Origin of the sequence: Vibrio brasiliensis LMG 20546 (assembly GCF_000189255.1) — a bacterium.
GTDB classification, from domain to species: Bacteria; Pseudomonadota; Gammaproteobacteria; order Enterobacterales; family Vibrionaceae; genus Vibrio; species Vibrio brasiliensis.
The window spans coordinates 19,435-28,806 of the sequence record NZ_AEVS01000092.1; the positions used below are offsets into that span (position 1 = coordinate 19,435).

At 39.1% G+C, this 9,372-nt stretch carries 9 protein-coding genes; 7 read left to right on the top strand and 2 right to left on the bottom strand.

The annotated features are described in order from the left end of the window. The first annotated feature begins 233 nt into the window (after positions 1–233). Positions 234–617, top strand: coding sequence for a hypothetical protein (locus RH46_RS18155; RefSeq protein ID WP_006880980.1), 384 nt, complete (start codon positions 234–236; stop codon positions 615–617). A gap of 219 nt (positions 618–836) precedes the next feature. Further along, the gene (locus RH46_RS18160; RefSeq protein WP_006880981.1) at positions 837–1,067 is read left to right on the top strand and encodes a hypothetical protein; all 231 of its coding nucleotides are present in this window, start codon (positions 837–839) and stop codon (positions 1,065–1,067) included. 436 nt (positions 1,068–1,503) lie between these two features. Here the strand turns inward: RH46_RS18160 and RH46_RS18165 are convergent, their stop codons facing one another. Beyond that, positions 1,504–2,247, bottom strand: coding sequence for a hypothetical protein (locus RH46_RS18165; protein WP_006880983.1), 744 nt, complete (start codon positions 2,245–2,247; stop codon positions 1,504–1,506). A 736-nt stretch (positions 2,248–2,983) separates the two neighbouring features. Between RH46_RS18165 and RH46_RS18170 the strand changes: the two genes are divergently transcribed. Beyond that, positions 2,984–3,700, top strand: coding sequence for a hypothetical protein (locus RH46_RS18170; RefSeq protein WP_006880984.1), 717 nt, complete (start codon positions 2,984–2,986; stop codon positions 3,698–3,700). Between the two features lie 216 nt (positions 3,701–3,916). Here the strand turns inward: RH46_RS18170 and RH46_RS18175 are convergent, their stop codons facing one another. Continuing rightward, positions 3,917–6,544 carry an NB-ARC domain-containing protein gene (locus RH46_RS18175; protein ID WP_006880985.1) on the bottom strand — a complete coding sequence of 876 codons (2,628 nt, stop codon included), beginning with the start codon at positions 6,542–6,544 and terminating at the stop codon, positions 3,917–3,919. Between the two features lie 255 nt (positions 6,545–6,799). Here RH46_RS18175 and RH46_RS18180 point away from each other — a divergent pair, with 255 nt between their 5' ends. The 4 genes from RH46_RS18180 (at position 6,800) to RH46_RS18195 (ending at position 8,704) form a co-directional block, all read left to right on the top strand. After that, entirely contained in the window at positions 6,800–6,985 is a 186-nt protein-coding gene (locus RH46_RS18180) for a helix-turn-helix domain-containing protein (protein ID WP_006880986.1), read from the top strand. 11 nt (positions 6,986–6,996) lie between these two features. Continuing rightward, the gene (locus RH46_RS18185) at positions 6,997–7,362 is read left to right on the top strand and encodes a hypothetical protein (protein ID WP_006880987.1); all 366 of its coding nucleotides are present in this window, start codon (positions 6,997–6,999) and stop codon (positions 7,360–7,362) included. 82 nt (positions 7,363–7,444) lie between these two features. Next, positions 7,445–7,918, top strand: coding sequence for a helix-turn-helix domain-containing protein (locus RH46_RS18190; protein WP_006880988.1), 474 nt, complete (start codon positions 7,445–7,447; stop codon positions 7,916–7,918). Positions 7,919–8,077: 159 nt separating this feature from the next. Next, entirely contained in the window at positions 8,078–8,704 is a 627-nt protein-coding gene (locus RH46_RS18195) for a hypothetical protein (RefSeq protein WP_006880989.1), read from the top strand. The last annotated feature ends 668 nt before the right edge of the window (positions 8,705–9,372 follow it).

The following is a 9,372-nucleotide window of genomic DNA, read 5'->3' on the forward strand; positions in this document are numbered from 1 at the left end:
ATTTCTCTAATTTCTAATATGGCGCAGTAAAAGCAATGAATTCGACGAAGTATGTTCATATTGACGTGATGAAGGTACCGATCAGATAACAGAGAATGGAAAGCTTCTTTTTTCAGATAACGTTACTGTCCTTCAATCAATAGATGAGAATGAAGATCTGTTACAATTATCTGCTACAGTTCTGCAAGGAATAACACATAAGTACAAGGTTCTTAACCTGAGGAAAGCTGATAATGTCGTCACCACAAGCTTCTTTTGAACGATTGATTTCCCGTGAGCCGATGCATGCTGATTTTGAGGATCTAAAACGCTTAGCTCTCGCAGTTTGGCATGAAGGGTTTACTCCCAACGTGGATGCTGTTTCTGGATATGAAGCGCAGGTGACTTGCTACTTGCTGGAGCGGCTGATTAGATTCAATTGTGTTAACGACGATCGCTATGGTGAGATAGACGATATCATCAAACGATTGGAAAAGGACTTAATCATTCCCCCAAATAGTAGGGATGACATTTCCAAGTCTGCACAAAAGTGGGGACTCAATAGTGATCTGAATGTGCTTATACGCCTACTTCTTCCCTATCAGACAAGACATTATCGCCCTAACTCTGATATTTAACAGTGCATTTAACCCAGCCAACTAAAGCTTCATCCTCTTTCTGTGAATGGATGCCAATTCATTGTTACAAACTAAAGGAGAAAGGTCATTGTGGTTCTCGTCTACTAGTAGATTGCAACTAGTTTGATGTTGATTTTTATGTGTTACGATAAGCGTAAAATATAGGTGGTCCATGTGTGATGAGCCACTGAGACAGACATTTATTGACGAGGAAAAACGATGACAAATGAATACGATAAGCAGCTCCCTACTCTTGAAGAATTTGAATTGGAGAACGTAGTGTTTAAAGTTGTCGATCCAAGCTCACTTCCATCGCCGACTTTTGCTGCATTCGAAACTTTTATGGCGGGTTCAACAGTACCACATCGCCGGTTCGTCTACTCGCACGACTATGCGAGGTTTTGTTCAATGGTTCGTGAGGGACACATCATCATCGACGACGATAATTAGTCCTATGTACAGGGAGAGCGTTATACAAAAGCGACGTATGTAGCGCTCGAACCTTCATCCAAAACTAAGAGGCTCACTTACTATTCAAGCCTCGCTGAGCTAAATGTTGCTCGAGCGTTACTTTGATTTGTGCCAACTCTGCGTACCCGCGATCACCACAAAAATTGTTCATTTCACTTTTTACTAAATGCAAGAGTATTTCAATTTGCTCGTCAGTAAGTTTCATTGTGTTAGACCCTTAAGTATTAGATATATATGACTTTTAGAAATAGCTATAAGCAGCTGAGGATTATCAGAAATTGCTCACAAGTGAGTAATGGTATTGTGGTCAAGCAACTTGTTAAACGTTTATTTTGTAGTCCATACAACTCACTTTTTGCAGACGTTTGTTAAAGAGGCGGATATGTCAGCGTCTTAACTCATAGAAATATTCAAATTAGCGCATCCTACGTCTAGTTAGAAAGTCAGCAAAGATTGAACTTACAACTTGATCGTTTTTATCTAACTTTTTCGTAACTCCGTTAGGGATAATGGCCAAGCCTCCCCAGACCGTAGCCCATTTATGAAATTCTTCAGGAGTAGTAATTAAATACAGTTCTTGATTAGTGGCGTCTGCGTATTCAAACGCCCAACCAGCGCTACAAGTACCAGAAGGCTTTCTATGCTCGAGCTTCTCAGCGTAGCAATTGACATCTTTAACCCAAATGCTGCCGATCGCACTTAGGCTGGAATAACTCGGGGCTATATCAAGAGAAACTTGATTACTAGGTTCATGATCTTCTATCTCTTTGTCATCTAAAATGTCGGCTAATTCGCCGATGGATCTTGCTGAGACTAAGTTTGTATAAGGCGTACGATCAATAAGATATGAAAATTCGTTTAAATTCGTTACGATTTCCAAAGGTAATTCAAAAATATAGACGCTGTCGGTAAACTGCGGTTTCTCACGCACAATGCAACGCAGTCTTTCGCTATTGTTTTGAATGTTGTGAAAAGATCGTTTCTGTTTCTTGCACCATTTATCAAACTCATGGCTAGATTCCCAACCGAGCCTTCCGAGTATAGAGTTTCGAGCATGCATATAACCATGGGACAGAGTTTGCTCAAGTCTTGCTAGTCGTTGAATATCTGCCGGTATAGATTTAAGAACGTGAAAGTGTGGTATTTGGTGTGCGCGCATACGTAAGTTCCCTTAATCAAAGTCTAATCTGGAGCGCTCAGAAGTTATTGAAATTAGAAAATTGCGTAGCACTTTGTGTTGAGTAGCAATATTGTTTTGCAATGCGCTCTGCGCGTACAATGTTAAACGCACGGAAAATATAAACTGTTTAGAGCTGCAAGGTCAAGAGGTCAACTTAGTAGTTATCACTGTACTGTAATGACGTTTCAGATATTTGGTTAGATACGCCAACATAAAACGGGGAGCGCAGGATCGTCGATTTTATTATCCTATCTGCGTTATCGGTTGACTTAGCGTTCAAAGCGAGGATATGCATTAAAGTGGTTTTTTATTCTTTGTGTAACTAAAGATAAGCTGAACTCCTCTTCTAGTCTAAGCAACAGTTGTAAGTAAAGTAATGTAGCCATCATTGCACCAGTGGTGCAATGGTGATTTATTTTGTTTTTTGCGTTAATGACTTGTTTTATTAGGGTTTATATGTATTTCTTTATTTTCTATTTATATATAACCTAATATATACGTTCGAATCCTACAGGGCGTGCCATTTATTCCAAAAAGCCCAGATAATTCAATGAGTTGTCTGGGCTTTGTCGTTTCTGTGGTGCCGTGGTGGTGCCGCTGGGAGAAGACGTTTTTGGAATAGTGTTTTAACTTCATCACAGTAACGGTTGATCCTAAAAGACAAGTTGAATAGATCTGGCAAGCTTTAATCTGCATTAACTGAACTATCTTTTGTATGACCGCCAATAAGAATATTTGCATAAACGACGTTACGCTCGTTAAGCCCATCGTGGCAATCACCTCAGAACCAACCATTGCTTCATTTCGCTATCATAGCCAGATTTTAAAATCAGGCTCTCATCGTGAATCACGATACTTCAACGAACGCTACCAGACGATATTAGATCTGATGGAGTATTACGGTCTTGAGCTTAAGTCTAGAGACTTTATGGTTGAACTTGATGATGGCTCTGATCTTGTCCCGATGATGCTTTATTTGATGAGAGCCGATTTGCCAAAAATGGGTGAGCTAAAAAACTCATTTGTGTACCTCCTTGATCTCGAAAGACAGCATGCAAAAGCTGTCGTAACAGGACGTACGACGACAGCTACATATCTCAGCGAAAAAATACATAAATCCATCGATTTGTTGAAAAGACATCAATACGTATGCAAGTTTGATGTTCCAAGGCGAGTTACCGCTGCTAAGCAAAGCTCTGGCGGAAAAAGGGGGAAGTATGACAAGTTCTGGGACTCGATTATTGAGCCAAAGTTACAGACGTACGTTGATAGCCAGGAAGGGACAGTTGAAGATTTACGAGTAGATATAGAAGTTGCCGTTAAGGTGGTGGAACCTAATTTTCGGTTTGGAAGCGGTGTGAATGGTTTTGATGAGCTTCCTAGGCGAACAGTCGAAAACTGGCTTTCGAAATATAGAGGGGATCGCAAATAAAGAGAAGTGGAACTAAGTGGTTGTTAGCTTTCGCTATAAAACTACGAATGTATGCGACCTTTTCACTGAAATTCATTTTGCTCAGGGCAACACTCGTAAAAATTACCCGTCTAGTTACAAATAATCTAAATTAAACGGCAATGGCACTAGGTTGCTGTTACCCAGTGCCAAGAAAAACTGCAAACTGTCTGGTTTTGCAGTTTTATTCGTGACCAGTTAAGCTATTGGAACTTGTGGTGTCCGGTGGCTGCTGTTTAGTTTGTTTTCAAGCTTTAGCAAATAAATGTTGGAAGGATCGATTGCGAGCCCTGTAGTTACAATTGCTTTTGCATCTGTCTTTTTATCAAGGTGAAGGGCTAACCAAGCGATTCTTGAGCAGTCTGTAGCGTTGGCTTTCGATAGGCTGTCAAAAACTTTGTTATATAGCTCGCTAAGAAGTTCTTTCTTAACCTCTGGTTTATCGATATCTAAATCAGGTTTTGTTAATAGATGATTTACCTTATTAACCATTGTGGAGAGCTCGTTAAAGTTTATTTCATCAATTTGTGATGCCTCCGCGTATGCATGTATTTCATCGAAGGGATTGTTGAGCTTATTAGATAGTCTAGCAAGTGAGTTCCATACTCGAAGCTTTTCTTCACTTTTGGCACTGTACTCACGCTCAAGGTACAATGTCAAAAACCTCTTAGCATCTTCAAATAGTTTTCTATCATTAGACTCTTCAAGCCACTCAGCTGCTAATATCCATGAAGGATTATAAGAGTAAGAAATACACTCGATTATCTCTTTAAATTCTTTGAAGTCATTTTCGTGATTAGTTAAGCTTCCAAAAAAAGAAATTAGGTGAGTATCAAAACAAAAATTTTCGTTTTCTAGTTTTTCTACTCCAAACCGTTGAATAAATTTAACATCAGGGGATATTAAATTTCTAATTGGACTTACCTTTAGTTTCTTTTGCCCAAATGCGTATGCTGCGTAAGGTAAAATAATAAAGTACTGTTGATCTATCTTAGACTGGTGTTCCTCGACTAAAGAGTATTGAATAAGAGTATCAATTGCTTCTTCAATCTCATGGCTATTATCAAACGAATTCATTATTGTTGCTTCGAGAGCTATTCTAGGGACAGCGGAGTTCCATGAGGCGAGAGTTAAAAATATTCTTTGAGTTGAGGGTGTAAGTGCGGAGTATGTTCTTTCAAACAAAGCTGTAAGGATATCGTCTTTACCAGCTACGATCTTTGGTAAGGCTCCCTTCATACTCCTTTTTGATAACTCACCCATCATTATTTTAATTATGTATGGATGGCCACTTGAAACAGAAAATATTTGTTCTTTCAAACTTTCAGTTATATGGCTTTCTACACCTAGTCCTTGAGCTGTAAGCTCGATTAACTTATAGCTTTCATCCTTATTCATACCGTGAACGTTTAGGGGGAAATCTCCAATAAATTCTCTTAATCGAGTAGTAATTAATACTTTATTTGGATACCTAATGTATGTGTCAACCCATTTAAATACCTCTATAGGGCTATCAGTTGTTTCAAAATTGTCAAATATAAATAGTGTGGGACCGATATCACTTTTAGTTAGCTGGCTTTGGAAGTAAGAAATGTAATCTAAATTTTTGTTTTGATACTGCTCTTTAGAAAGGACTAGTTCACAATAATACTTAGATATATCTTTTGTACTCAACACAGACGCTGATACAAGCTTTGCTCCTGTTTCCTTTAGATCGATATCTCGTGAACTGAACCAAATAACTGCTTCAAAATTGTGCTCCTTATATAGCCTTGGCACTACTTTGAGTGCTAAAGACGTTTTTCCAATACCTCCTCTTCCTAGTAAAGTGACAATCGTTCTTCTGTCATCTTTTAATAAACTAAATAGTTCATTCTCAAGCTCTGTCCTTTCAATATAACTGTAATTAAGAGCTGGTAAATTTGTAAAACAGTTACCTTTTGGAATCAATTCACCCAACCCATCGGATTCACTAGGAGGTAGCACTCCTGTTGGAGCTAAGTATTCGGATGAATCAGTTAAATTCGTATTGTCGCTGTAGTAGGAAAGCATCTCGTAGTTATTAGAGCTAAAGCCACCATTAGCAATAAAAAAGTCTGATGCATCAATATTGCAAGAAATAAGAGGGACTTTTTTGAGTCCATTTAGGTCAATATAGACGCCATCACGAAGAGCTTTATCTTTATTTGTTTTAAGAGACTCAAAGGATTCAGAGCCTTGCCCAAGTAATGTTACACGGTATTTTCCACTTAAATTTCTTTTGATGACGGCTGAGGGTATCCTTAATAATTCGGAATTATAAATAATACTCTTGAGACTTCTATCAAGGTATGCAGCCGCTTCGGTAGTTTTTTCGTTACCGGTGATTGCACCATGCCCTCTAGTCTTATTTCTAAGCTCAGTGAAAAGTTTGAACCACGACTTTAGGTCTACTTTATTTGGTAAAGGGGGCGTATTTATACCGATACAACTCATGGCTTTCCAGAGATCTTCAACCGCAGTTTTTTGCCATTCTTGGTCCCTATATTTCTTGGTAATTTCAGATTGATAGCTTCTAAACTCTGTAGCAATGTACTGCGAGGCTGTACCGACTAATAGATCGTCTAGTGCTTTACTCCATTCTCCAATTCCGTTTGCTCTAACCAAGTTATAAAGGATCCTGTATTGGTGTCTATCTGAGCTGTGCACTACATTTGTCGCGCACACCAGAACATGAAGTTTGATTAGTGCTTCTCCTAAAACTAGAAGATTGAAAAAAAAAGTGAAGTCAGAGTCATCCTTTGCTAGTTCTAACTTCTGTTCCAACAGTTTAACCAAGATGCGCATGAATATTCCTTTATGTTTACCGAATTGCGTATGCTCCCTTGAAAGTATTTATTAAATCAAGTGCATATTTTGCATATTGTGATGCTGGGCTGTTATCGAATTAAAGTAAGAGAAATTTATTAGACATAGTTGGTTGATATTGCATTTAAGTTTACTGGAGCTTCTGTCTATAACCACCACAAGTACTTGTTGCGTACCCAGATTTCGTCGAACTAATTAAGGTGAAGGAGAATTAATTAACAGTAAAGGTAAAAGATGAACAATAAGTTCAACAGGAAACAAGCAGCTGAGTACCTAGGTTTATCTGAGGGAACCCTCGCTGTTTGGGCTTCGACAGGTCGATACCAGCTCCCCTTTGTCAAAGTAGGGCGCAAGGTCTTTTATAGGAAGTCAGACTTAGATGCATTCATCGAGTCTAACATTGTAACTCAGACGCGATAGGGGATGATTATATGAGTAACAAACAGGGCAATGCAATTCAAAGGGTTATTGATGGTTTTCTTACGGGTAAAAAGTATACCAAAAGACAGCTAGTCGACATAACTGGTGATGACTCTAGTCGAGTGTTAAACACAATCCGAAATCATAAGCACGTTCCAATAGTATTAGCACGAGTCGCAGGGGAGGCTTATTGGTATATGGAGCCTGAAGATATTCATTTGTATCAAACTGAGAGAGGAAAACAAAAAAGAATGGTAAAAGCCAATGCTAAGACACAGAGTTTAAAGCGCTTAGCAAAGCGGCACTTGAACACCTTAAGTGGTGCGGATGCTCATGAGTATATTGAGTTATTGGGTAAAGGTGTTAGAGGAAGCTAACCCAACGCCAGTTGAATTAGCTTACAGCTGGTGGTGTTCTAGTTTGGCGACCGTACACCACCAGCCACGAGGTATATTATACATGAGTAAGAAGAAGCTCAAAAAAAATTCTGGCAGGTTTGTTGGTGTTCCTTATCCCTTGGTTCAATCGAAAGCATACACCGAACTTAGTCCCCTAAGTAAAGCTTTATTACTTGAGTTGGCAGCTCAGTACAATGCTCGCAATAACGGTTATTTGAGCATGACGCGTGAAGACTTGAAAGCTCGAAGCTTTAAGAGTCCAGGTTCTAACCAAAAAGCTATTGAGGCGTTAATTGATGCAGGGATTATTACTAAGACCATTCAGGGTGGGATTGCGAATGGCAAAAAACATGCCTCGTTATACGGTATCAATTGGCAACCTTCTGATGAACGCAGTGACCGTCCTTTTCAGTATTCCTTAGATGAAGGTATTGCAAAGTACAGGAGCATGGTACTGGATAGTGAAAAGATATCTGTTTTAAAGCCGAGAAAACAAAACCAGCGTCCTGATTTGAGACTAGTAAAAGCTGTTTAGGGTCCTAATTAAAGACAAGAGATCGCTCTTAAAGTCTTAAATTGTGACACGGAAGAAATGCTAGATCGCTATAAATCAATGCTTTATGTAAACAGAGTCAAAGGGCTACTTGTCCTAAATCAAGACACCTTAATATATTAACCATACCTAGGAGATCTGATGGATTGGAAGGAGCTTAAAGAGCAGTTCAAGAATGATTATCAAAGTTCACAGGTGAGCCTAAAGCAATGGTGTATTGAGCAAGGTGTCGATTACTCAAATGCAAGAAAGCATATAAGCGTTAGAGACGTAAAAGAGGCCATTCAACATCGTTCCAAAACGAAACGGCAAAATGTGAAGGTCAGCCAACCAAACAAGGCGAATGACACGTCCTTTTCGAAAGGCAATCAAGTAGCGCGTAGACACGGTGCGTATTCAGCACTACTCGACTGCGATGATGTCGAAGTAGCAATAGAAGTGCAAAGTCTTGACGATGAACTCTTGGTGTGTCGTTCAAGGTTGGCTTCAGTACTGAAAACCCGTTCAGAACTTCAAGCGCAGTGGCATCAGTGCACTAGTGTCGAATCTAAAATTCAACTTTCAGAAGTGCTAACGAAGCTGGTGGATGCAGAAGAGAGAACAATTGCACGTATTGAGTCACTAAACGCTACGATGTCGAAGCTAAAACGTGATGAAATGACAATTCAAAAGGATGAACTACAAGTTCAATTGATTGAACAAACGCTGAAGGAGAGAAAGAAGATAGCTGATCACGATAATCAAGTTGTTTATCACATAGACTGGTAATTAACTGGGGACTCGAAAAACTAACTGGAAAGGATGGCATGATATGCAGGACAGGGACTCTGATGATAGAAACCACTCTTATATTGATAGAATCTGTATTAGCTATCGTCGTACGCCTCAAGAAGAGATTGAGTTCAAAGAGCGCTGCTTAAGTTCCACGTATAAGTACGACTTTGACAATTTTTTTCTACCAAGTTTGCATGTCTTGAGGGAAATACGTGAGGTAGGAAAGATTGGAGATATATTGGTGGCGATAATTGGTTTAACCGTTTCTCTGGCTCTCTTACCCGTGACGTTGGCTTATCAGATTATCTCGAGAGCTAGGATGAGAAGAAAGCTAAGACTTGAGCTAAGGAAGCTAAGGTGTGAGATGTTGGCATAAGTTGTAAGTTGGGGTATGAACTCAGGAAGGTATTGTTAGTTAGAGAACTGAAGGAATTCATATTAAGGTTCTATAAAATATTAACCTAAACGCTGTTCTTTTACGTCCGGTGCAAAGGCTCTTCTTATAAATATTATCCATCTGTATTAGTGGGTATTTTGTTGACAGTTAACCGCTTAACCTCTCAGTGTGACAAATAATTTAATAGTTACTAATTGATGTAACGTATTAAACAGTGCATCATGTTGCTATTGTTTGATGTGCATACCTTTGTGTGCGTATGTAC